Origin of the sequence: Mesorhizobium shonense (genome assembly GCF_040545255.1) — a bacterium.
Classification (GTDB): Bacteria; Pseudomonadota; Alphaproteobacteria; order Rhizobiales; family Rhizobiaceae; genus Mesorhizobium; species Mesorhizobium shonense.
In genome coordinates this window covers 337,192-359,578 of record NZ_JBEPLM010000003.1, presented here as the reverse complement: position 1 = coordinate 359,578, position 22,387 = coordinate 337,192, and the positions used below count along the sequence as shown (strand labels likewise).

19 protein-coding genes are annotated in these 22,387 nt (G+C 63.7%); 11 read left to right on the top strand and 8 right to left on the bottom strand.

What is annotated here, in order from left to right; all coding sequences use genetic code 11:
• Positions 1–115: 115 nt before the first annotated feature.
• The 5 genes from accC to ABID26_RS11180 all read right to left on the bottom strand — a co-directional run bounded on the left by accC (position 116) and on the right by ABID26_RS11180 (position 4,797).
• Positions 116–1,459, bottom strand: a complete 1,344-nt coding sequence (gene accC, locus ABID26_RS11200; protein ID WP_126100185.1) for an acetyl-CoA carboxylase biotin carboxylase subunit — start codon at positions 1,457–1,459, stop codon at positions 116–118.
• 18 nt (positions 1,460–1,477) lie between these two features.
• The gene (gene accB / locus ABID26_RS11195) at positions 1,478–1,942 is read right to left on the bottom strand and encodes an acetyl-CoA carboxylase biotin carboxyl carrier protein (protein WP_126100186.1); all 465 of its coding nucleotides are present in this window, start codon (positions 1,940–1,942) and stop codon (positions 1,478–1,480) included.
• A gap of 26 nt (positions 1,943–1,968) precedes the next feature.
• A complete protein-coding gene (aroQ, locus tag ABID26_RS11190; RefSeq protein ID WP_126100187.1) occupies positions 1,969–2,403 on the bottom strand; it encodes a type II 3-dehydroquinate dehydratase in 435 nt (144 codons plus the stop codon).
• A 144-nt stretch (positions 2,404–2,547) separates the two neighbouring features.
• Positions 2,548–3,351: a DsbA family protein gene (locus ABID26_RS11185; RefSeq protein WP_292303866.1), complete on the bottom strand. Its 804-nt coding sequence runs from the start codon at positions 3,349–3,351 to the stop codon at positions 2,548–2,550.
• A gap of 57 nt (positions 3,352–3,408) precedes the next feature.
• Positions 3,409–4,797, bottom strand: a complete 1,389-nt coding sequence (locus ABID26_RS11180) for a M48 family metalloprotease (RefSeq protein ID WP_292303863.1) — start codon at positions 4,795–4,797, stop codon at positions 3,409–3,411.
• 209 nt (positions 4,798–5,006) lie between these two features.
• Between ABID26_RS11180 and ABID26_RS11175 the strand changes: the two genes are divergently transcribed.
• Both ABID26_RS11175 and ABID26_RS11170 read left to right on the top strand, forming a co-directional pair.
• A complete protein-coding gene (locus ABID26_RS11175) occupies positions 5,007–6,155 on the top strand; it encodes a pyridoxal phosphate-dependent aminotransferase (protein WP_292303861.1) in 1,149 nt (382 codons plus the stop codon).
• Between the two features lie 5 nt (positions 6,156–6,160).
• Positions 6,161–7,090, top strand: a complete 930-nt coding sequence (locus ABID26_RS11170) for a glutaminase (protein ID WP_292344933.1) — start codon at positions 6,161–6,163, stop codon at positions 7,088–7,090.
• Between the two features lie 83 nt (positions 7,091–7,173).
• Here ABID26_RS11170 and ABID26_RS11165 read toward each other — a convergent pair whose 3' ends face one another.
• Positions 7,174–10,131, bottom strand: coding sequence for an Rne/Rng family ribonuclease (locus ABID26_RS11165; RefSeq protein WP_354415361.1), 2,958 nt, complete (start codon positions 10,129–10,131; stop codon positions 7,174–7,176).
• Positions 10,132–10,223: 92 nt separating this feature from the next.
• On the opposite strand from ABID26_RS11165, the gene ABID26_RS11160 reads away from it, so the two are divergent.
• The 9 genes from ABID26_RS11160 to ABID26_RS11120 all read left to right on the top strand — a co-directional run bounded on the left by ABID26_RS11160 (position 10,224) and on the right by ABID26_RS11120 (position 19,345).
• Positions 10,224–10,361 (top strand): hypothetical protein, encoded by a 138-nt coding sequence (locus ABID26_RS11160; RefSeq protein WP_157895961.1) that lies wholly within the window; start codon positions 10,224–10,226, stop codon positions 10,359–10,361.
• 402 nt (positions 10,362–10,763) lie between these two features.
• A complete protein-coding gene (locus tag ABID26_RS11155; protein WP_292303063.1) occupies positions 10,764–12,020 on the top strand; it encodes an N-acetylmuramoyl-L-alanine amidase in 1,257 nt (418 codons plus the stop codon).
• A gap of 231 nt (positions 12,021–12,251) precedes the next feature.
• Positions 12,252–14,708 carry a penicillin-binding protein 1A gene (locus ABID26_RS11150; RefSeq protein WP_354415358.1) on the top strand — a complete coding sequence of 819 codons (2,457 nt, stop codon included), beginning with the start codon at positions 12,252–12,254 and terminating at the stop codon, positions 14,706–14,708.
• Between the two features lie 126 nt (positions 14,709–14,834).
• Positions 14,835–15,966, top strand: a protein-coding gene (gene prfB, locus ABID26_RS11145) for a peptide chain release factor 2 (protein WP_292344928.1) whose coding sequence is annotated in 2 segments (ribosomal slippage) — positions 14,835–14,900 and positions 14,902–15,966 — 1,131 coding nt in all. Because the reading frame shifts where the segments join, the coding sequence is not laid out codon by codon here.
• A gap of 19 nt (positions 15,967–15,985) precedes the next feature.
• Complete coding sequence (locus tag ABID26_RS11140) at positions 15,986–16,435, top strand: GFA family protein (protein WP_435528563.1); 450 nt, start codon at positions 15,986–15,988, stop codon at positions 16,433–16,435.
• A gap of 300 nt (positions 16,436–16,735) precedes the next feature.
• The gene (locus tag ABID26_RS11135; RefSeq protein WP_126100198.1) at positions 16,736–17,113 is read left to right on the top strand and encodes a hypothetical protein; all 378 of its coding nucleotides are present in this window, start codon (positions 16,736–16,738) and stop codon (positions 17,111–17,113) included.
• A 250-nt stretch (positions 17,114–17,363) separates the two neighbouring features.
• Positions 17,364–17,732 carry a GFA family protein gene (locus ABID26_RS11130; RefSeq protein WP_126100199.1) on the top strand — a complete coding sequence of 123 codons (369 nt, stop codon included), beginning with the start codon at positions 17,364–17,366 and terminating at the stop codon, positions 17,730–17,732.
• Between the two features lie 104 nt (positions 17,733–17,836).
• Entirely contained in the window at positions 17,837–18,487 is a 651-nt protein-coding gene (locus ABID26_RS11125) for an OmpA family protein (RefSeq protein WP_059184805.1), read from the top strand.
• 249 nt (positions 18,488–18,736) lie between these two features.
• Positions 18,737–19,345: a hypothetical protein gene (locus ABID26_RS11120; protein WP_292344926.1), complete on the top strand. Its 609-nt coding sequence runs from the start codon at positions 18,737–18,739 to the stop codon at positions 19,343–19,345.
• A gap of 110 nt (positions 19,346–19,455) precedes the next feature.
• Here ABID26_RS11120 and ABID26_RS11115 read toward each other — a convergent pair whose 3' ends face one another.
• Both ABID26_RS11115 and ABID26_RS11110 read right to left on the bottom strand, forming a co-directional pair.
• Positions 19,456–21,009 carry a DEAD/DEAH box helicase gene (locus ABID26_RS11115; RefSeq protein WP_292344925.1) on the bottom strand — a complete coding sequence of 518 codons (1,554 nt, stop codon included), beginning with the start codon at positions 21,007–21,009 and terminating at the stop codon, positions 19,456–19,458.
• A 191-nt stretch (positions 21,010–21,200) separates the two neighbouring features.
• Positions 21,201–21,974, bottom strand: coding sequence for an NAD kinase (locus tag ABID26_RS11110; protein WP_292344924.1), 774 nt, complete (start codon positions 21,972–21,974; stop codon positions 21,201–21,203).
• Positions 21,975–22,387: the final 413 nt, after the last annotated feature.

The following is a 22,387-nucleotide window of genomic DNA, read 5'->3' as shown; positions in this document are numbered from 1 at the left end:
GCCGGCCGTAGCCTTAATTAACTGCTACGCTACTCATGAGCGCTTCGGCCGGCGAAGGCCGGAAGCGCAGGAAGCCGCTATTTGCAGGCCGGCATCACCTGAATATCGATAGACTCTAATCGGCCTTGGCCAAATATTCCTCCAGCCAGTGGATGTCGTAGTCGCCATTGGCGATGTCCGGATTGCCGACCAGGTCGCGGAACAGCGGCAGCGTCGTCTTGATGCCGTCGACGACGAACTCGTCGAGCGCGCGTCGCAGCCGCATCATGCATTCGACCCGGTTGCGCCCATGCACGATCAGCTTGCCGATCAGGCTGTCGTAATAGGGCGGGATCCTGTAGCCGGAATAGACTCCCGAATCGACACGGATGCCGAGGCCGCCCGGCGTGTGGAAATGCGTGATCGTGCCGGGTGAAGGCGTGAAGGTGCGCGGGTCCTCGGCATTGATGCGGCACTCGATGGCGTGGCCGTTGAACTTGATGTCTTCCTGCCTGACCGACAGCCCGCCGCCGGAGGCGACGCGGATCTGCTCGTGCACTAGATCGATGCCGGTGATCGCTTCCGTCACCGGATGCTCGACCTGCAGGCGGGTGTTCATCTCGATGAAATAGAACTCGCCGTTCTCGTAGAGGAATTCGATGGTGCCGGCGCCGGAATAGCCGAGATCGGCGATCGCCTTGGCGCAGATGCCGCCGATTCGGGCTCGCTCCTCGGCATTGAGAGCGGGGGAGTTGGCTTCTTCCCAGACCTTCTGGTGGCGGCGCTGCAGCGAACAGTCGCGCTCGCCGAAATGCACGCCGCGGCCGGCGCCGTCGCCGAACACCTGCAATTCGATATGGCGCGGCTTTTCCAGATATTTCTCGATGTAGACGGCGTCGTCGCCGAAGGCGGCGCCGGCTTCCGACTTTGCCGTCTGCAGCGCCACCTCGAGATCGGCCTCCGTGCGCGCCACCTTCATGCCGCGGCCGCCGCCGCCGGCCGAAGCCTTGATGATCACCGGATAGCCGATCTCGGCGGCGACGCGCTTTGCTTCCTTCTCGTCGCTGATCGCGCCATCGGAACCAGGCACGACCGGGATGCCGAGGCGCTTTGCCGTGCGCTTGGCCTCGATCTTGTCGCCCATGATGCGGATATGATCGCCCGAGGGGCCGATGAAGGTGATGTTGTGGGCGGCGAGGATGTCGGCGAACTTGGCGTTTTCCGACAGGAAGCCGTAACCTGGATGCACGGCGTCGGCGCCGGTGATCTCGCAGGCGGCGACGATCTGGTGGATGTTGAGGTAGCTTTCGCGCGAGGGGGGCGGGCCGATGCAGACGCTCTCGTCGGCAAGCCGCACATGCATGGCGTCGGAATCGGCCGTCGAATGGACCACCACCGTCTGGATGCCGAGCTCCTTGCAGGCGCGCAACACCCGAAGGGCGATTTCGCCGCGATTGGCGATGAGGATCTTCTGGAACATCTGCCGCTGTTCCCGGCTCTACTCGATGACCACGAGCGGCATGCCGTATTCGACCGGTTGGGCGTCCTCGATCAGGATCGCCGTTACCGTTCCGCCACGCGGCGACGGGATCTGGTTCATCGTCTTCATCGCTTCGATGATGAGCAGCGTCTGGCCTTCCTTCACCTTCTGGCCGATCTCGACGAACGGCTTGGCGTCGGGCGAGGGCGCCAGATAGGCAGTGCCGACCATCGGCGAGGGCACCGCGTTCTTGGAAGGGTCTGCTACCGCCCCAGCCACTGCCGATTGGGCCGGCGCGGCAACCGCCGTCGCGGCCGGGATAGGAAGCGGCGCGGCAACCGCATGGACGGCCTGCGACTGGCGCGACACGCGCACCTTCAGGTCGCCGAGCTCGACCTCGATCTCGGTCAGGTTGGTGTCGTTCAGTATGCCCGCCAGATCTCGGATCAGCTGCTGGTCAACACCGTTCTTCTTTATCGACATGTTCGAGCCTTCTGTTTGGGAGCCGGTCACAGGCGTGCCGCCAGTGCCTGCAGCGCAAGCGTATAGCCGAGCGGCCCGAACCCGCAGATCATGCCGACGGCGACCGGCGCGACCATGGAGACGTGGCGGAAAGGCTCCCGCGCGTGGATGTTGGAAAGATGGACTTCAGCGACAGGCAGCGGCGCGATCGCCCGGATGGCGTCGTGGATCGCAATCGAGGTGTGGCTGTAGGCGCCGGGATTGATGACGATGCCAGCGGCCTTGTCGCCGGCTTCCTGGATCCAGTCGACGAGATCGCCCTCGTGATTGGACTGGCGAAAATCGATCGCGAGCCCAAGCGCCTTGCCTGCGGCCTTGCAGTCCTCGGCTATGGCGGCAAGCGTCTTGCCGCCATAGATGCCCGGCTCGCGCTTGCCGAGTGCATTGAGATTGGGACCGTTCAGGACGAAAATCGTTTTCAAATATGCCGACCTCTTCGGCGCCGGCCTCAAGCCGGCGCGCCGGACCTCTATAATGGGCATAGCCGCCCGCGAAAAGAGCGCAAGTGCGTTCTTTCGCTGTCCACAACAGGCGGAAAACCGCCTGCCGGCGCGGCCTGCAGCTACTTAGAGCGCGCTCTTTGCCTGCTCGATCTTTTCCGCCAGAACCTGTTGTCCGAGCGCGCCGAACACCACCTCGTTGCCGACCACATAGGACGGCGTGCCGGTGATCGACAGCTTGGTGGCGAGGTCGTAGGTCCGGGAGAGCGCTTCGTTGATGCTCGGATCCTTCATCTTCTCACGCAGCTTCGCCTCGTCGGCGCCGAGCGAAAGCGCGACCTTCATGGCGGTCGCTTCGGTGGCGCGGCCCTGGCCGCCGAGGAGGGCGGTGTGGAATTCGCCGTACTTCTCCGGCATCATCAGGTGGAAGGCCATCGACACCACGCTCGCTTTTTGCGAATCCGGGCTGAGGATTGGGAATTCCTTGAGCACGAAGCGCAGGTCCGGATCGGCCTTGGTCAGCGCCTTCATATCCTCGATGGCGCGTTTGCAGAAGCCGCAATTGTAGTCGTAGAACTCGACGATGGTGACCTTGCCCTGCGGGTTGCCGACGACGCCGTCGAAGGTGGAGTTGAAGATCTCGTCCTTCGCATCCTTGATGACGCCGAGCGCCGCGAGCCGCTGCTCTTCCTTCTGCTTGGCCTCGAGCGCGTCCTGGACCTCGAGCAGGACCTCCGGGTTCTTCAACAGATAGTCGCGGATGATGCCTTCGACCTCCTTGCGGTCGACCTTGGTGTCGGCGGAAGCCACCTGGATTGCTTGCGTCGTATCGGCCTTCGCCGCCTGCGGGCTTCCTGCCACGAAGCCGAATGCCAGCATGCCGAGCGCTACCGCCACGCCGGCGCTGCCGAGCAGGATTGCCTTGTTCATGATCATTTCCTTCTGCCTGTCCCGGTCCATTTTAGTCGCCGCGCACGGCCGGGACGTTCATTTGAGTTTGTTGGATGGCGTGTAGTTTATGATATCCTGCGCACGAAGCCAGCCGGGCTCGCCGCGCTTCAGCTTCTGTTGAGCGCGCATGGCGAAGATTTTCGCGTTCTTGTAGTCGGCCGAATAGAAATGGCCTTCGGCGGTGGCGAGATCGGCGGCTGGGATTTGTCCCAATTCGCCATAGGCCTGCGCCAGATAGCGATAGGCTTCCGCATTTTCCTTGTCGCGCCCGACCGCGTTGTTGAGTTGGGTCACCGCCTTCTTCGCTGAATCGGGCGTGCCGACCGCCATCAGCGCCTGGCCGAGCGAAACCAAGAGCAATCCGGACCGCGCCGGATCCAGGCTCACGGCCTTGGCATAGGCATCCGCGGCGTCCTTGGGCTTGTTGACCTTCATCAGGATGTCGCCGCGCAGTTCCTGGAAATAGGGGTTCTTCGGCTGTTCCTTGATCAGCGCCGCCGTCTTGGTCAGCGCAGCGCCCGGATTGCCGTAGAGATAGGTCTGCTGCGCGTCGCCGTAGCGCGAGGCGAGGCTGGTAGGGTTCTTGCGCATCAGCCGAGCCACGGCCGCCTGGCCCTGCATATAGGCGGCGATCTTGATGCGCATCATGTCGTGCCGCTGCTGCAGCGCCGGCGAGTCGACATTGTTGACGTATGGGCTCGCCTTGACCAGAACCTCGAGATTGGCGATGCGCTCCTGCGGCATCGGATGGCTGATCCGGTAGGGGTCGAGCTGGGTGCCCGACAGCGACAGCGCGCTCTGGAAGCGGCCGAAGGTCTTCAGCATGCCCATGCCGGACTGGCCGGTGGCGTTGAGATAGGTGATCGCCGAGCGGTCGGCGGTGATTTCCTCGCCGCGCTGATAGGCTAGGATGCTGCGTTGCGCCATCTCGCCGCCGCCGGCGGCGACGCCCATGCCGGCGCCGGCAAGGCCGCGGCTGTTGGTCGTGGCGCCCGCGACCATCGCGCCCGCGCCGAGCAGCGTGGCGATGATGGCCATGGTCTTGGCGCGGTCGAGCTGGTCGCGCAATTTCTGCTGGTGCCCGCCGGCAATATGGCCGGCCTCGTGCGCGATGACGCCGATGATCTCGTTCGGCGTTTCGGCCGTCACCAGCGCACCGGTGTTGATGAACAGGCGGCGGCCGGTGACGAAGGCGTTGAAGCTTTGATCGTTGACGAGAACGATGTCGATGCCGTCATTGGCGAGGCCCGCCGCCTTGAAGATCGGCCGGGCATAGTCGCGCACCAGCGCCTCGATCTCGGCGTCACGCACCACCGGCACGCCCTGCGCGAAAGCGTTCACCGAAGTCGATACCGCGACGGCGGCGGCAAGCAGGAATGTTGCGAAGCCGCGCGCGGTTCGCCCTATTTTCGATCTGGCAATCATAGTTCGGGTCGGCTCAACATGACTGGTCCACTGGTAGACGAGCGGGCGAAGGATGAAAAGTCGGCGCCGATAACTTCCTGCGCGCTTGTGATCCCCACATCAATCGGGCATTTGTGCGGCGCTGCCGTCGAACCGCGGCAGCTCGCGGGCAGGCCTGAGATGGTTTCCGTCCGGAATTTCGCCGGATAAAGGCAGTTGGAAGAGGTCAAATGGTCGTTTCGCTTTCGCGCCGGGGGGAAGTCGAGCCATTCCACGCCATGGACATCCTGGCCGAAGCCAACCGGCTGAAGGCTGCCGGCGTTCCCGTGATTTCGATGGCGGTCGGCCAGCCGTCGGATCCGGCGCCGGCCGGTGTCCGGGAAGCCGCGGCTCTGGCGCTCAAGCACGGCCGCATCGGCTACACCGACGCTTTGGGGCTGGCTGAGCTGCGCAAGGCGATCGCCGCGCACTATGGCGAGCATTACGGGATCGATGTCGCGCCGGCCCGAATCGCCGTCACCACCGGCTCGTCCGCCGCCTTCAATCTCGCTTTCCTGGCTATGTTCGACCCGGGCGACCGCGTCGCCATCGCCGCGCCCGGCTATCCGGCCTACCGCAACATCATGGCCGCGCTCGGCATCGAGATCGTCGAGATCGAGCTCGGTTCGGATGCCTATCTGCATGCCGATCACTTGAAGAGCGCGCATCGCGAGAAGCCGTTGAAAGGAGTGCTGTTCGCGAGCCCCGCCAACCCGACCGGCGCGGTCATTCCAGCGGATGAGCTTGCCGCGCTGGTGAAAACGGCGGAGGAACTTGGCATCGCGGTGATATCGGACGAAATCTACCACCGGCTGGCCTATGCCGCGCCGGACGTCAGCGCGCTGACCTATGGCGCCGGCGTGACGGTGATCAACTCCTTCTCCAAATACTACTGCATGACCGGCTGGCGCATCGGCTGGATGGTGCTGCCGGAGGAATCGGTGCGGCCGGTCGAGCGCATTGCCCAGAGCCTTTACATCTCGCCGCCGGAACTGTCTCAGATCGCCGCGATCGAGGCCTTCAAGGCCACGCAAGAACTTGAAGCGGTGAAGGCACGCTATGCCTGGAACCGCGACCTTTTGATGAAGCGCCTGCCGGAACTCGGCTTCGCGCTCGCCGCACCCATGGACGGCGCCTTCTATGCCTTCTGCGACGTCACCAGGCACACCAACGACAGCATGGCCTTCGCGCGCAAGATGCTGGCCGAGGCGCATGTGGCCGCGACGCCCGGCCGTGACTTCGATCCGCTCCAGGGCCACCGCACCATGCGGTTTTCCTATGCCGGCAGCCATGACGACATGGTCGAGGCGCTGGCGCGCATCGAACGCTGGCTGAAATAGACGCCATGCCGGAACTCGAGCAAGCGCTGACCGAAGTGGCCGCCGAAATGGCGGAGCGCACCGATCGCGGCGATGTCGCCACCTATATCCCGCAGCTCGGCAAAGTCGATCCGAAGAGATTCGGCATTGCCGCCGTGACCAATGACGGCCGCGTCATCCTCGCCGGCGACGCCGATCAGCCGTTTTCGATCCAGAGCGTCTCGAAAGTGTTCACCTTGACACTGGCGTTGGGCAAGGTCGGCGATGCGCTTTGGCACCGTGTCGGCCGTGAGCCCTCCGGCAATCCGTTCAACTCGATCGTCCAGCTCGAGCATGAGAACGGCATTCCGCGCAACCCATTCATCAATGCCGGCGCCATCGTCATCTCCGACATCCTGCTTGCCGGCCATCAGCCGCGCGAGGCGATCGGCGAGATTCTGCGCTTCGTCCAGTTTCTCGCCGACGACGATACGATCATCATCGACCGCGAGGTCGCAGCCTCCGAACGCGCGACGGGCTACCGCAATTTCGCGCTGGCCAACTACATGAAATCCTTCGGCAACCTCCATCACGAGCCGGAGCTGGCGCTGGGCGTCTACTTCCATCATTGCGCCATTGCCATGAGCTGCCGGCAACTGGCCATGGCCGGCCGCTTCCTCGCCAATGGCGGCCGGAATCCGGCGACCGGGCATTCGGTGGTGTCGACCGAGCGGGCGCGCCGCATCGGCGCGCTGATGCTGACCTGCGGCCACTACGACGGCTCCGGCGATTTCGCCTTCCATGTCGGCATTCCGGGAAAAAGCGGCGTCGGCGGCGGCATTCTTGGCATCGTGCCGGGCGTGGCCTCGCTCGCCGTCTGGTCGCCCGGCCTCAACGAGAACGGCAATTCCAAGCTCGGCTCGATCGCGCTGGAGAAGCTCGCCAGGATGATGAACTGGTCGATCTTCGCGCCTTGAGCGGCGGGTTCGGAAAAGAAAAGTCCCGCGCTGGGCAGCGCGGGACTTTTTGCTAACAGATCGTCTTAACAGGCTGAAATGGCTTAGAAAAAGCCCTTTCTCTGCCACCAGCCGGCGCGCTTCGGCTTTTCTTCGGCCTTGGCTTCATCGGTGACGTTGGATGAAACGACGGGGACGGCCGGCGCGTCGCTCGACTGGGGCCTGCGCCGCGTCGGGTGCGCATTGACCGACGCCTCGGCCTCGGCTGACGGCGCCGGTTCGGCGACCGCAGGCGCGGCGGCAAGCTCCGCGACCGGCTCGGGCGCGGTCTCGGTCACTGTTTGCTCGGCAGTCTTCTTGGCCCGCGATGCACGACGCGGCTTCTTCGGCTTCTCCGCGGCTGTAGCATCGTCATTGGCGGGCGAGGGCGCCGCCTGCCCTTCGGCTGCTGCTACCGGCGGCGCGCCTTCGGGAGCTTCTTTTTCCGCTTCCTCGCCTTCGATGCCATCGGCCGCCTCGCTGGCGGCATCGGCGGCGATTTCGCCGTCTTCGCGGCGATTGCGCTTGCCGCCACGCTTGCCGCGACGACGCTTCTTGCCGGGACCGTCCTCCGACGACTCCACGGTGTCTTCCGTGTCGGCCGGCGCGTCGGCCTTCAACTCGGCTGTCGCTTCGCCTTCCTGTGCGGCGGCATCCGCCTGCACGGGGGCCGAAACGGCTTCACCATGGGCCTGATGCTCGCGATCGCGATCCTTGCCGCCGCGCCGCCGCCGGCGCTTGCGGCGCTTGCGGCCTTCGCCCTCCTCGGACCGCTGCTGGTGTTGGCCCTGCTGCGGGTGACGCGACTGCTCGGCCTCGACCGAAACCTCTTCCTCCTCCTCGACGACGATCTCGTCCTCGGGCTCTTCCGGCTCGGCATAGGTCGGCAGGCTGCGCACCTCGACGAAGCCTTCCGGCTTCTCGGCGACGGCGCCGCGGAAGATCGCGTAGTGCTGTGCACCCAGCGTCTCGTCGGCTTCGAGCGTGATCGTCAGGCCGAACCGGGCCTCGAGCTCGACCAGATTGGCGCGCTTGTGGTTGAGCACATAGAGCGCGGTCGCCGCCGGCGTGCGCACGGTGATGTGGCTGCGCGAATCCTTGAGCAGGAATTCCTCGATTGCCCGCACCACCATCAGCGCCACCGAAGAGTCGGAGCGCACATGGCCGGTGCCGCCGCAATGCGGGCACGGCTTCATCGTCGATTCCAGCACGCTGGCGCGGATGCGCTGGCGCGACATCTCCATCAGGCCGAAATGCGAGATGCGGCCGACCTGGATGCGGGCACGGTCGTTCTTGAGGTGATCCTTCAGCCGCTTCTCGACGGAGCGGTTGTTGCGGTTCTCCTCCATGTCGATGAAGTCGATGACGATCAGGCCGGCAAGGTCGCGCAGTCTTAGCTGCCGCGCGACTTCCTCCGCGGCCTCCAGATTGGTGTGGAGCGCGGTGTCTTCGATCGAATGCTCCTTGGTGGAGCGGCCGGAGTTGACGTCGATCGAAACCAGCGCCTCGGTCTGGTTGATGATGATGTAGCCGCCGCTCTTCAGCGTCACCTGCGGCTGCAGCATGCGGTCGAGCTGCGCCTCGATGCCGTTGCGCACGAAGATGGGCGTCGTGTCGCGATAAGGCTGAACCACTTTGGCATGGCTCGGCATCAGCATGCGCATGAAGTCCTTGGCCTCGCGATAGCCGTCCTCGCCGGAAACCAGGATCTCGTCGATATCCTTGTTGTAGAGGTCGCGTACCGAGCGCTTGATCAGGCTGCCTTCCTCATAGACCAGGGCAGGGGCCGAGGATTGCAGCGTCAGATTGCGGACGTTTTCCCAAAGCCGCATCAGATATTCGTAGTCGCGCTTTATCTCCGCCTTGGTGCGGCTTTCGCCGGCGGTGCGCAGGATGACGCCCATGCCTTGCGGCACCTCGAGGTCGGCCACGACCTCCTTCAGCCGCTTGCGGTCCTGGGCGTTGGTGATCTTGCGCGAGATGCCGCCGCCGCGCGCGGTGTTGGGCATCAGCACCGAATAGCGGCCGGCGAGCGAGAGATAGGTGGTCAGCGCCGCACCCTTGTTGCCGCGCTCTTCCTTGACGACCTGGACCAGCAGAATCTGGCGGCGCTTGATGACTTCCTGGATCTTGTACTGGCGGCGGACCGGCTTGCGGCGGTTGCGGACCTCTTCCAGCGCGTCCTCGGCGCCGACCGATTCAATCTCGTGCTCGTCCGAATGCGCGGATGAGATCTCTTCGAGCATGCCGCGATCGCTGTCGCTGGGAGCGGCTTCGTCGGCGGGGGCGGCCTCGCTGATGGATTCAGCCTGCGGCATCGCTTCGGAAATCACATCCGCATCGACGCTCGCAGCCATCGAGGTGGGGCCACTTTCGGAAGGCTGTTCGTCCTCATGCTCGGCGGATTCGCCTTCGGCAGCGTCGCTGCTGGCGTCGGGCGCCTTGCTTTCCTGTTCGCCGGCTGCCGCGGCTACGGCCTCGATGGTTTCGGCGGCCGCTTCGGCGTTCTCCGCCGGGGCATCGGTTGCTTCGCCGGCCTCATTGCCAGCTTCTCCCGATGCCGCGACGTGCTCGGCGTTTTCGTTGGTTTCCTCGGAACCGGCAGCGTCGGCGCCGCGCTTCTGCTCGGCTCGGTCGCGGTTCTTGCCGCCGCGCCGGCGGCCGCGGCGGTTGCCGCGATCGCGCGCCTGCTGCTCCTCGCCGGCCTCGGCCTCCTCGTCGTCTTCGTCCTCGGCCTCCTGCGCTTCGGCGCGCAGCAGGGCCTGACGGTCGGCGACCGGGATCTGGTAATAGTCGGGGTGAATTTCACTGAAGGCGAGAAAACCGTGACGGTTGCCGCCATATTCGACAAAGGCCGCCTGAAGGGAAGGCTCGACGCGGGTTACGCGGGCGAGATAGATGTTTCCTTTGAGCTGCTTCTTGTCCTGGGATTCAAAGTCGAATTCTTCGATGCGGTTACCGCGAACGACAACAACGCGTGTTTCCTCCGGGTGGGAGGCGTCTATCAGCATCTTGTTGGGCATTATTTCGTTTCCTCCCGGCAGCCATCAGCCGCAGCTGGCGAGGCAGACCCCGCCGCTGTGTGCCTGGATTTATGAGGATGCCGGATAATTGAATGTCCGCCGGCCGCTGCTTCAACGCGATGGCGGTACCGCCCGCAGCCACAATGGCGCGGTTCGATGCGGACCTTTCCATGATTGCGCTTGAAGCCATCGGCACCCAGCAGAACCTTTTGAACCAAAGCCCGGGCTGAGCCGGACCAGCTTGTTTGCTCACACAGAGCCGGCGCGGGACATCCCGGCCGTTTTCATCGCGCAAGCGATTCCCCCGCCACGGGAGCACGCCTGCGAAAATCGTCGCGATCGCCTGAAACCCGGAAGCGCCTCTTATCCCTGGCGGGAAACTGCGGAGGCGGACGGTTCCAGGATTGCAGTGATCCAATGTCGCTTTTATGATTTGGCGTGGTGGAAGGCAACCCCGATTCCGGATGCCGGCAAAAAGCGCTTCCGTTGGGGAAGATCGCGCTCCACCTGCTGCATGAAAAGGCTTGGTTAACCTTCTCTGGATACCAATCGTTAATCGAGTTGGCTGCCAGACAGGCCCTTCTGCGAAACGACCCGGCGCAAGGCGCCAAACCGGGAGCGACGGACAAGAGATGGGACTGGCAGGCACTGCAGACAAGGGGCGTGGCGCCGCTGGGCTTCTCCGGCTTATGGCCAGGGCGCTTTTCCTGCTGGCGGTCCTGTTTGGCCTGACCGCCGCAGCGTGGGCCGATGGGCTGCTTGGCGCAACCGGCTACAAGATGGCCGGCGACGCCACCAGGACGCGCATCGTCATGACCTTCGACCGTGAGCTGGACGTGAAGTGGTTCCTGCTGCGCGGCCCCGACCGCCTTGTCGTCGATCTGCCGCGCACGCGATTCGCCCTCGACGCCAAGGACGTGAAACCGCGCGGGCTGGTGCGCGCCGTTCGCTTTGGCGACCAGGGCCAGGGCTCGCGGCTGATCCTCACCGGCAAGGGGCCGTTCGCCGTCGACAAGCTCGACGTGCTGAAAAACGACGACGGCAGCGGCTATCGCATTGCCATCGACATGTCGGCCGCGTCGGAACGCGAATTCGACGAAGCCCTCGCCAACCAGTCGCTGACGACCGGCTCGACCGTTTCCGCCGACAAGGGCGGCCGCGTCGGCACCGGGCCGATCTCGGCGCCCGGCCATCGCTTTACGGTGGTCATCGACCCCGGCCATGGCGGTGTCGACGGCGGCGCGGAGAGCGCCGGCGGCACGGTCGAGAAGAACGTCACGCTGGCCTTTGCCACCGAATTGCGCGGCAAGCTGGCCGCGGTAGGCAAATATGATGTGTACATGACGCGGGAAAACGACGTCTACCTCACGCTCGACGACCGCGTGCGCATCGCCCGCCAGCACGAAGCCGATCTTTTGATTTCCATCCATGCCGATACGATCGCCGTCAAGGGCCTCCGGGGCGCCACGGTCTACACACTCTCGGACAAGGCCTCCGACCCCGAGGCCCAGGCGCTCGCCGATCGCGAAAACCTGTCCGACCAGTTCGCCGGCATGAAGATCGAGGACGACAACAAGGAGGTCACCGACATCCTGATCGACCTGATCCGCCGCGAGACGCACGGCTTTTCGATGAGCTTTGCCCACACGCTGGTCGGCCAGCTGTCGACCAGCGTCGGCCTGATCAACAACCCGCAGCGCTCGGCGGGCTTCAAGGTGCTGAAGGCGCCTGACGTTCCCTCGGTGCTGGTCGAGCTTGGCTATCTCTCCAACAGCAAGGACGAGGCGCAGCTGCTCAGCGCCGACTGGCGCGGCAAGGCGGCCCAGAGCATAACCAATGCCGTTGCCCTGTTCGCCGCGGCGAAAGCAGGAGCCAGGGCTGGCGGCTGACGGGCTGCACCCGCCCACAACCATGAGCCGTCCTGCAACCACAAGCGGCGTTGCATGACGACAACACGTGGCGTTATTATTTGACGGACCGAGTCCTGAAATTTCGCGCTGCCGTATTTTGTCCACATGGTGGCGACATGGGTTTTTCATTGCGGATTGGGACCGCCCCGTGAAGCTTGCGCGACTGTCGGCTTCGTTTAGGAAAATCCCGAACCTCGGACTGGAGCGGGCATGATTCGTCTCATCGGCTATTTCTTCGGCATCGGCACGACGCTGGCGCTGCTGGTCGCCGCCGGCCTGGCCATCTACATCGGCCACCTGACGAAGGATCTGCCCGACTACGAAGTCCTGGCCAAATACGAACCGCCGGTGACGACGCGCATCCATGCCTCGGACGGCTCGCTGATGGCTGAATACGCCCGCGAGCGGCGCCTCTATCTGCCGATCCAGGCGATCCCGGATCGCGTCAAGGCCGCCTTCATGTCGGCCGAGGACAAGAACTTCTACAACCACCCCGGCATCGACATCACCGGCCTTGGCCGCGCCATCATCGTCAACCTGCAGAATTTCGGCTCCGGCAGGCGCCAGGTCGGCGCCTCGACGATCACGCAGCAGGTGGCGAAGAACTTCCTGCTTTCCTCGGACCAGACCTACGAGCGCAAGATCAAGGAGATGATCCTGGCCTTCCGCATCGAGCAGGCCTATTCGAAGGATCGCATCCTCGAGCTCTATCTCAACGAGATCTTCTTCGGCTTCGGCGCTTACGGCGTCGCCGGTGCTGCGCTCACCTATTTCGACAAGTCGGTCAACGAACTGACCGTCGCCGAGGCCGCCTATCTCGCTTCGCTGCCCAAGGGCCCCAACAACTATCATCCCTTCAAGCATGCCGATCGCGCGCTGGAGCGCCGGAACTGGGTCATCGACCAGATGGTCGAGAACGGCTACGTCACGCGCGAGGAGGGCGACAAGGCCAAGGCGGAGCCGCTCGGCGTAAAGCCGCGCCGCAACGGGTCCTATCTGTTCGCGGGCGAGTTTTTCACCGAGGAGGTGCGCCGCCAGATCATCGCCCGTTATGGCGAGAACGCGCTCTATGAGGGCGGCCTGTCGGTGCGTACGACGCTCGATCCGAAGATCCAGTTGATCGCCCGCAGGTCGATGCAGAACGGGCTGCTGAAATACGACATGCTGCGCGGCTATCGCGGACCGGCGACCCATATCGACGTTTCCGGCGACTGGGGCGTTCCGCTGGGCAACGTCAAGGGTCTCGAGGACGTGCCGGAATGGACGCTGGCCGTGGTGCTCGACAGTTCGGCCGATGGTCTGACGATCGGCATTGAGCCGGCGCGCCAGGTTTCGGGCGATCTCGTCAAGGACCGCGTCGAGGGAACCGTCAGCAAGGACGACATGGGCTTTGCCATGCGCCACTTCGTCAACGGCAAGTCGGTCAGGGCGAAATCTCCGGCGGAGGTGCTGGAGCCGGGCGACGTCATCTTCGTGCAGAAGAACGACGGTTCCGACAACGCCTACAGCCTGCGCCAGGTGCCCGAAGTCGAAGGCGGCCTGGTTGCCATGGATCCCCATACCGGACGTGTGCTGGCCATGGTCGGCGGCTTCTCCTATGCGCAGTCGGAGTTCAACCGCGCCACGCAGGCGATGCGCCAGCCGGGCTCCTCGTTCAAGCCGATCGTCTATTCGGCGGCGCTCGACAACGGCTACACGCCGGCCTCGGTGATCATGGACGGCCCGATCACCATCCAGAGCGGCAACACCACCTGGACGCCGAAGAACTATGACGGCACGGTCGCCGGCCCTGCCACCTTGCGCTCCGGCATCGAGAAGTCGCGCAACCTGATGACGGTGCGGCTCGCCAACGACATGGGCATGAAGCTGGTCGTTGAATATGCCGAGCGCTTCGGCGTCTACGATCATCTCGCGCCCTACCTGCCGATGGCGCTGGGCTCCGGCGAGACGACCGTCATGCGCATGGTCTCGGCCTATTCGATCATGGCCAATGGCGGCAAGTCGATCAAACCGTCGCTGATCGACCGCATCCAGGATCGCTATGGCAAGACCGTGTTCAAGCAGGACGAACGCGGCTGCGAGGGTTGCAACGCCACCGAATGGAAGAACCAGCCCGAGCCCGAACTGGTCGACAATTCCGAGCAGGTGCTCGACCCGATGACCGCCTACCAGATCACCTCGATGATGGAGGGCGTGGTGCAACGCGGCACCGGCGCCACCATCGCCGAGCTCGGCCGCCACATCGCCGGCAAAACCGGCACGACCAACGATGAGAAGGACGCCTGGTTCATCGGCTTCACGCCGAACCTGGTCGTCGGTCTCTACATGGGCTACGACACGCCGCGCGGCCTCGGCAAGGGCGCCACCGGTGGTGGTCTCGCCGCGCCGATCTTCAAGGATTTCATGCGCGTCGCGCTCGACGGCACGCCCAATGTCGACTTCCAGGTTCCGGAAAGCATGAAGCTGATCGCCATCAACCGCAAGACCGGCATGCGCGCGGCCGAGGGCGATCCCAACACCATCATCGAAGCGTTCAAGCCCGGCACCGGCCCGGCCGACAGCTATTGGGTCATCGGCATGGGCGCGGACGGCTCCAACGGCGCCGGCGGCGCGCTGTCGCCGCAGGCCACTCAGGCCATCCAGGACGGCGGCGGCGGCCTCTACTAAATTTCCAAATTTCGGAATGGGCCGGCAGGTTAATGCCGGCCCATTTCGCTTTACAGGCGGTGGTGGCATGCCTATGTATCGCGCCGATTCCGAAAAGAACGAGAAGAACAGGACAGCACGAGACCCATGCGCGCGGAAACGCTCAACATTGTCGACGAGATCAGGCAGGCGATAACCCTGCTGAGGAGGCATCTTTGACTGGGATCAGGCCATCAAGCGGCTTGAATACCTGAACTCGCGCGCCGAGGATTCCAGCCTCTGGAACGACCCTGTGGAAGCGCAGAAGCTGATGCGGGAGCGCCAGAGCCTCGAGGAAGGCATCGGGGCGGTCAAAGGGCTGACCCAGGCGCTCGAGGACAATATCGGCCTGATCGAGCTTGGCGAGGAAGAGGGCGACGAGGCTGTCGTCGCCGAAGCCGAAGCCGCGCTTCGTTCCATGCAGGGCGAGGCCAAGGCCCGCCAGGTCGAGACGCTGCTCTCGGGCGAGGCCGACGCCAACGACACCTATCTCGAAATCCATGCCGGCGCCGGCGGCACCGAGAGCCAGGACTGGGCCTCGATGCTTTTGCGCATGTACACGCGCTGGGCCGAGCGGCGCCGCTTCAAGGTCGAGGTGCTGGAAGTTCATGACGGCGAAGAAGCCGGCATCAAGTCCGCCACGGTGCTGATCAAGGGCCACAACGCCTATGGCTGGCTCAAGACCGAGTCCGGCGTCCACCGCCTGGTGCGCATCTCGCCTTACGACAGCAATGCGCGTCGCCACACGTCTTTCGCCAGCGTCTGGGTCTATCCGGTGATCGATGACTCGATCGAGATCAACGTTTCCGAATCCGACGTCCGCATCGACACCTATCGTTCCTCGGGCTCGGGCGGGCAGCACGTCAACACCACCGACTCGGCGGTCCGCATCACCCATCTCGCGACCGGCATCGCGGTCGCCTGCCAGGCGGAGCGCTCGCAGCACAAGAACCGCGCCAAGGCGTGGGAAATGCTGCGCTCTCGGCTCTACGAGGAAGAGCTGAAGAAGCGCGAGGCGGTGGCCAACGCCACCGAGGCGTCGAAGAGCGATATCGGCTGGGGCCACCAGATCCGCTCCTATGTCCTGCAGCCCTATCAGTTGGTGAAGGACCTGCGCACCGGCGTCGAAAGCACCAGCCCGTCAAGCGTGCTCGACGGCGATCTCGATGAGTTCATGGAGGCTTCGCTGTCACACCGTATCGAGGGCGGCGCCGGGGAGGCGGTGGCGGACCTGGATTAGAGCGATCCGAGAAAAGCAGATGGCGGCTGGCAGGGAGGATATCTTGGCAAATCCGGACAAGGCAGGCGCTCGTACGCTTGCCGGAAAATGTTTCTGCGGCGCAGTTTGCTACGAGGTGGCCGACGAATTCGTCTACGCGGCCAATTGCCATTGCTCCAACTGCCGCCGCACCACGGGCTCCGCCTTCAAGTCCTTCGCCGGCATCGAGCGCGACAAGTTTCGTCTCACCGCGGGCGACGGCAAGTTGCTGATGTACGGCGATGCCAGCGGCCATGACGCGCATTGCGGGCAATGCGGCTCTCTGCTCTATTCATTGGTGCGGGAGGGCGCCTACGTCCATGTCGCCATGGGGACGCTGATGGACGATCCAAGCGTTCGCCCGAATGCACACATCTTCGTCGGTTCCAAGGCGTCATGGTTCACGATTACGGACGACCTGCCGCAATATCGTGAACATGTCACCGGCTGAGGGCCGGAACCTCCGTCAGCAGAATTTCGTTCTTAGGCACCCTGGTCGCAGGCTTGTCGTTTAATTCTCGTTAACCAAGTCGGCGCACCCTTTTCTGCGGCCGATGCTGAAGCCCCGGTGCGATCCGAAGGGCGCGCCCACTTCTTGCGCCGGCCAAGGAATCAGCTCAGCATTTGGGCTGGGGGATAGAAGCATTTATGGCCGGACGCGGCATATCTGCGACTGACGATCCGGCCACTGGGAAGACACGTTCCGGGAACGGGCAAGCGAAAACGCTTGATGCTCGAAAGGAACGCTTCGATGTCTGCTGCCAAGTCAAGATCGGCCCAAGCCGTTCATCCGGCCGGCCGACTCCTGTTTTCCCTGTTCGTCACCGGCGTGGTCGCGGTTCTGACTGCGCCTGCTTTCGCGCACGACGCCAAGCCTACGGCCGCCATGCCACAGGGCTGGAGCTATCCCTTTGCCTGCTGCGCCAACTACGATTGCCGCACTGCCCACACGGGTGAGGTCCTTGAGAAACCCGAAGGGTATGTGATTGCCGGAACCGGTGAAGTTGTTCCCATGACCGACAAGCGGGTAAAGGATAGCCCGGACGGTGAATTCCATTGGTGCGCGCATCAGGCTGGTTTAGATGCCGGCAAGACAATCTGCCTATTCGTGCCGCCGCGTTCCTACTAAAGCATGTCTCCCGAAAGTCGGAACCGGTTTCGGGACAAAGACTTGCGCAAAATCAAAAACCTAAAGCGCAAGGAGCGAATCTGAAATATCGCGACGCGCTTTAGGGCCGACCGCCGAACGGCCAAACCTGCTGGCAGACAGTTGTCAGGACCGCTTCTTTATGTTGCCTTGCCGCTAAAGCAATTCCGCGGCGGTTTCCGCCTGGAATTGCGTGATCCAAGGGGCGGCGGATGACGGAGAGGTGACGCTCATGACCATCAAGGGAAGCTGCCACTGCAAGGCGACGACATTCGAAGTGTCCGAAGCGCCGCGGACAGTCACGCAATGCACATGTTCCTTTTGCTCCAAGCGCGGAGCGCTCTGGGCCTACTACGTCCCATCGCAATTCAAGCTCACCAGCCCGCCTGAGAACGTCTCCTTCTACCGCTGGGGTTCGAAAACCATCAAACACGGTTTCTGCGCCACCTGCGGCTGCGGCACCTTTACCGAAACGCCCGATTGGTCGACTGGTCAGCCCGACTTCGATAACCCGAAGATCAGCGTCAATTCCCGCCTGTTCGACGATTTCGACCTGGACAAGGTCGAAGTGGTGGTGATCGACGGCAAGAACCTCTGGTAGCACGCTTTGCCGTTCCGCTTTTTGCCGCAATTCATGTTACAAGGCATGCGGAAGGGCTGATTTGGCGCGGCTGCAATGGCCGCGATTTGGAGAGGGACCATCTTATGAAGAAGACCGTGCTCGTCGTCGTGGCGACGGCTGTGCTCGTGAGCGCCTGCACCACCACCGACCCGTATACCGGCGACCAGAAGATCTCCAACACGGCGGCCGGCGCCGGCCTTGGCGCCCTGGCAGGTGCCAGCCTCGGTCTGCTGGCCGGCGGCAATGATCGCCGCAACGCACTGATCGGCGCGGGCATCGGCGCGCTTGCCGGCGGCGCGATCGGCGCGACGATGGATCAGAACGAGGCGGAACTGCGCCGTCAGTTGCAGGGCACCGGTGTCAGCGTCACCCGCAGCGGCGATCAGATCATCCTCAACATGCCGTCCGACATCACCTTCAACGTCGACCAGGACGCGGTGAAGCCGGGCTTCTACCCGGTGCTGAACTCGGTGGCGCTGGTGCTGAACAAATTCCGCCAGACCACCGTCGATGTGTTCGGCCACACCGACTCCACCGGCGGCGACGAACACAATTTCGACTTGTCGCAGCGGCGCGCGCTGGCAGTCGCCAACTACCTCTCCGGCCAGGGCGTCGATTCCCGCCGCTTCGCCGTCACCGGCTTCGGCAAGACGCGCCCTGTCGCCTCCAACGCGACGGCCGCCGGCCGCGCGCAGAACCGTCGCGTCGAGATTCAGCTGTCGCCGCTCACCTGAGAAAACCGCTTCCGGCGGATCAACTCCACCAAGCAAAACGGCCTCGGAAGAGGCCGTTTGTGTTTGGCGCGACCGCAAATTAGGTCAAAAGTCTTAGGCCATTAGCTTGTTCTAATTGATACTTTTCCAACACCAGGGAAAAGAATAGCATTGGTGCTATTCCAGAGGGGATGGGGCGAGCGCAACGGGCCGCGCAATTGCATTCTCCGCCTCGGTCTTGCACGGCCAGATCATATCTGGGAGGAATGCATGACAAGAACAGCTCGCCTTGGGCGCTGCGGCGTCCTCGTTTTAACCGGTCTTCTGGGGGCATGGCTTGGCGCCGCTACGGCGCGGGCCGAGGACGCCAACAAGGCCGACCTCGAAGCCCTGAAAAAATCGCTGGCCAAATATGAGGACTACACGGCCGCCCTGCGCGATCTCTATCTGTCGACCGAAGGCTGCGTCTACTACAGCGGCGAAAAGATACCGGGCACGATGGACTATCCGAAAGGCGCGATGGGCGTCCATTTCGTCAACGTCCCGAGCATTGGCAAGCCACTAGACCCGATGAAACCCAACGTCCTGATCTACGAGCCGACGAAGAAGGGGTTGAAACTGGTCGGCGTGGAATGGCTGGTGCCGCTGACGCCGGACGTCAAGGAAGCCCCCAGCCTGTTCGGCCAGAAATTCATGGGGCCGATGGAGGGGCACTACCCGCTGATCCCGAAGGAATTCGTGCACTACGATCTTCACGCCTGGCTGTTCAGCGACAATCCGAACGGCATGTTCAGCCCAACGAACCCGAAAGTGAAATGCAACAAGGCCGAGTTTCCGATGCTGGAGAAACCGACCAAGATGATGCCTGGGCCTATGTAAGGGCAGCAGGGCAGAAAAGCGTTTGGCTGAAGCCTTCAGGCGAAGCAACGGTAGAAGAAACGGCCCTGCTCGGGGCCGTTTTCGTTTCCGCCGACGCTGTGTGTCGAAGGTCAGACCTTGGCGACGATCCGCATGAAGGCCGGCACGTCGTCGCCGAAGCCGACGGTCGCGTCGTCTTCCTCCTGGCGATGGCGGGCAGGGCGGTTGTGATCGCGCTGGGAACGGCCATCGCCGCGTTGCTCGTTGCGGTTGGCGGAACCCTTGCGGTCGTTCTCGGAACGGATCGCGTCCTTGCGGGCGCGGCGCTCCGCGATATCGGCGACCTCGGCGACCGGCTGTTCTTCGCGCGCCGTCTCCGGCGTCTCGTCCTCGCCATGCCTGGCGTGGCGCTCCTTCTTGCGCTCGCCCCGCCCCTTGCGGTCCTCATCCTTGCGGCCAGCGCGGCGCGGGGCGCCGCGGCCACGGCGGGGCGCGTCCTCTCCTTCGCTCTCGGTCACCGTCGACAGGTCGCCGTCATGCCACTCGATCTTGGTGCCGATCAGCTTCTCGATCGCGTCGACATATTTGGTGTCTGAGCGGGTCGCGATGGTGAAGGACTTGCCCGAGCGGCCGGCACGGCCGGTGCGGCCGATGCGATGGACATAGTCCTCGGCATGGATCGGCACGTCATAGTTGAAGACATGGCTGACGTCGGGAATGTCGAGGCCGCGGGCGGCCACGTCCGAGGCAACGAGATAACGCAGCTTGCCGTCGCGGAAATTGGCGAGCATCTGCATGCGCGCGCGCTGGTCCATGTCGCCATGCAGCGCGCCGGCGTCGAAATCATGCTTCAGCAGCGAGCGGAAAAGCTCCGACACCTCGACCTTGCGGTTGCAGAAGATGATGGCGTTCTTCAGCCCGTCGCTCTCAGCCTTCATCAGGTTGCGCAGCGTCTCGCGCTTCTCCCACGGCTTGGAGCCTGACTTCACCAGGCGCTGCGTGATGCTTGTCGCGGTGGAGGCGGCCCTTGAGACCTCGACGCGCACCGGCGCGTGCAGGAATTTTTCGGTGAGCTTGGTGATCTCCGGCGGCATGGTCGCCGAGAAGAACAGCGTCTGGCGCGTGAACGGGATCATCTCGCAGATGCGCTCGATGTCGGGGATGAACCCCATGTCGAGCATGCGGTCGGCTTCGTCGATGACGAGGATCTCGACGCCGTTGAGCAAGAGCTTGCCGCGCTCGCGATGGTCGAGCAGCCGGCCGGGCGTCGCGATCAAGACGTCTGCGCCGCGCTCCAGCTTCTTGTCCTGCTCATCGAATGAGACACCGCCGATCAGGAGCGCGATGTTGAGCTTGTGGTTCTTGCCGTATTTGATGAAGTTCTCTTCGACCTGCGCCGCCAGTTCGCGCGTCGGCTCGAGGATCAGCGTGCGCGGCATGCGGGCCCGCGCCCGGCCCTTTTCCAGCCTGGTCAGCATCGGCAGCACGAAGGAAGCGGTCTTGCCGGTGCCGGTCTGGGCAATGCCCAGCACATCCTTGCCGAGCAGCGCATGCGGGATGGCGCCGGCCTGGATCGGGGTCGGCTTGGTGTAGCCGGCATCGGTGACTGCGGAGAGGACCTTCGGCGACAGGCCGAGGTCTGTGAACGTCAACGCTTCTTGAGCGGTCTGGGCGTCTGAGGACAAGTGATGGCTGTCTTTGGCTGGTTCGGGAAAATCGCAACACGCGTTGCGGCAGGCGCCGCGCGCCTGCAAGATCGCGGTTGCAGATAGGCGCAAGTCCGCGATTTGTCAACAGAAACGGCCGGGAAATCCAGCGATTGTGAAGACGTAACCTTAATCGCGATGCTTAATCGTGGTCTTGTCCCTGCGCCGGCTCAATAGCGGAATTGCTCGGCAAGAATACGCTCGTTCCACGAATGATTGGGGTCGAACAGCAACGTCGCCGTCGCGGTCGGCGATTCCCGGACCGTGACCGAGGCAATCGCCTTGACCTCGGTGTGGTCGGCGGCGGCGTTCACCGGGCGCTTGTCCGACTCCAATATGTCGAAGCGCACGGTCGCCTTGTTGGAGAGAAGCGCGCCGCGCCAGCGCCGGGGCCGGAAGGGACTCACCGGCGTCAGCGCCAGAAGCGGCGCATCGAGCGGCAGGATCGGCCCGTGCGCCGACAGATTGTAGGCGGTGGAGCCTGCCGGCGTCGCTATCATCACGCCATCGCAGTTCAGTTCCTCGATCCGCACCTGCTCGTCGACGGTGATGCGGATTTTCGCCGTCTGATAGGACTGGCGCCAAAGCGCCACTTCGTTGATCGCCAAAGCCGAAACGGATTCTCCGTCATGCGTGACCGCGACCATCTCCAGCGGGCGGATCGTTTCGGACACCGCCCTGGCGATGCGCTCCTCAAGACCGCCGGCGCGATATTCGTTCATCAGGAAGCCGATGGTGCCACGGTTCATGCCGTAGACTTTCTTGCCGGTGCTCATCGTGTCGCGCAGCGTCTGCAGCAGGAATCCGTCGCCGCCGAGCGCAATGACGATCTCGGCATCCGCGACAGGCATCTGCCCATAGCGCGCCGACAAGGTATCCAGCGCCGCGCGGGCGTCGTCGGTGTCGGAAGAGACGAAGGCGAAGCGGCTGGTTTCTTTGCTCATGGCTCCCAGGGGGCGACCGCTTGCATGGCCGCGCCGGCGACGGCGTAGCATGGGCGCAGGCCTCTGCAAAGGGCGGCTGCCGTGCCTCGAAGGGAAGGCGCAATCGCGCTTCGTGACAGGCGTGCAACGAATGTGATGACCGGAATGGTTAAGACGAAGCTTAAACACTCGTAAAGCCGGATCGATCATGTTAGCCGGCAGTGGATGGGTTGGCGGGGGCTAGCCAGTCGAGAGACCTGTCTATTGCCGGTGACGCGTCTGATCATAGTCTTCCTGATGATGGGAAGTTTCGCCCTCATGTTCGCCGAACTGGTGCGGCATTCGGAAGAGATGAGTTTGCGGCCGCAGCAGCCCACGGTCTCCCGTTGCGGCGACGCCGCCGGAACGCCCTGTCCGCAAAGGGCGCTTTAAGT

Excerpts from the sequence above, each read along its gene's own strand:
- ABID26_RS11110 (WP_292344924.1), bottom strand. The coding sequence starts at position 21,974 with ATGAGCAAAGAAACCAGCCGCTTCGCCTTCGTCTCTTCCGACACCGAC.
- ABID26_RS11160 (WP_157895961.1), top strand. The coding sequence starts at position 10,224 with ATGTCCGCCGGCCGCTGCTTCAACGCGATGGCGGTACCGCCCGCAGCC.
- ABID26_RS11155 (WP_292303063.1), top strand. The coding sequence starts at position 10,764 with ATGGGACTGGCAGGCACTGCAGACAAGGGGCGTGGCGCCGCTGGGCTT.
- ABID26_RS11175 (WP_292303861.1), top strand. The coding sequence starts at position 5,007 with ATGGTCGTTTCGCTTTCGCGCCGGGGGGAAGTCGAGCCATTCCACGCC.
- ABID26_RS11180 (WP_292303863.1), bottom strand. The coding sequence starts at position 4,797 with ATGATTGCCAGATCGAAAATAGGGCGAACCGCGCGCGGCTTCGCAACA.
- accB (WP_126100186.1), bottom strand. The coding sequence starts at position 1,942 with ATGTCGATAAAGAAGAACGGTGTTGACCAGCAGCTGATCCGAGATCTG.
- ABID26_RS11125 (WP_059184805.1), top strand. The coding sequence starts at position 17,837 with ATGAAGAAGACCGTGCTCGTCGTCGTGGCGACGGCTGTGCTCGTGAGC.
- ABID26_RS11130 (WP_126100199.1), top strand. The coding sequence starts at position 17,364 with ATGACCATCAAGGGAAGCTGCCACTGCAAGGCGACGACATTCGAAGTG.
- ABID26_RS11150 (WP_354415358.1), top strand. The coding sequence starts at position 12,252 with ATGATTCGTCTCATCGGCTATTTCTTCGGCATCGGCACGACGCTGGCG.
- ABID26_RS11135 (WP_126100198.1), top strand. The coding sequence starts at position 16,736 with ATGTCTGCTGCCAAGTCAAGATCGGCCCAAGCCGTTCATCCGGCCGGC.
- accC (WP_126100185.1), bottom strand. The coding sequence starts at position 1,459 with ATGTTCCAGAAGATCCTCATCGCCAATCGCGGCGAAATCGCCCTTCGG.
- ABID26_RS11140 (WP_435528563.1), top strand. The coding sequence starts at position 15,986 with ATGGCGGCTGGCAGGGAGGATATCTTGGCAAATCCGGACAAGGCAGGC.
- ABID26_RS11120 (WP_292344926.1), top strand. The coding sequence starts at position 18,737 with ATGACAAGAACAGCTCGCCTTGGGCGCTGCGGCGTCCTCGTTTTAACC.
- ABID26_RS11185 (WP_292303866.1), bottom strand. The coding sequence starts at position 3,351 with ATGAACAAGGCAATCCTGCTCGGCAGCGCCGGCGTGGCGGTAGCGCTC.
- ABID26_RS11170 (WP_292344933.1), top strand. The coding sequence starts at position 6,161 with ATGCCGGAACTCGAGCAAGCGCTGACCGAAGTGGCCGCCGAAATGGCG.
- ABID26_RS11165 (WP_354415361.1), bottom strand. The coding sequence starts at position 10,131 with ATGCCCAACAAGATGCTGATAGACGCCTCCCACCCGGAGGAAACACGC.